The organism is Bacillus sp. SIMBA_005, from assembly GCF_046535585.1.
GTDB lineage: Bacteria > Bacillota > Bacilli > Bacillales > Bacillaceae > Bacillus > Bacillus pumilus.
On record NZ_JAWRWI010000151.1, the window covers coordinates 1 to 326 of the forward strand.

The 326-nt window shown below is 35.0% G+C and carries 1 pseudogene; it reads left to right on the forward strand.

The features are described 5' to 3' along the window. Positions 1–326, forward strand: a pseudogene (locus SB660_RS19525) (NCS2 family permease); the annotation flags it as partial.

A 326-nucleotide genomic window follows, 5' to 3' on the forward strand; every position in this document is an offset into this window, starting at 1 on the left:
TGGTTTATTTATTACATTCGTAGGGTTACAAGGAGCGGGTATCGTTGTAGATAGTCCAGCAACTTTAGTAACATTAGGTGCATTTACAGGTTCAACTCTTTTAGCAGTGTTCGGTATTATTATTTCTGTCATTCTTATCTTAAAATTCCGCAGTGTCGGTATTTTCTTAGGAATGGTTATTACAGCAATTGTTGGTATGATGACAGGTGTCATTGCACCACCTGTATCGGTTGTATCAGCAATTCCAAGTGTAGATTCAACATTTATGGTTGCACTTAAACCGATTTTTAATGACTTTGATTCTTTAATAATCGTTAAATTCTTAG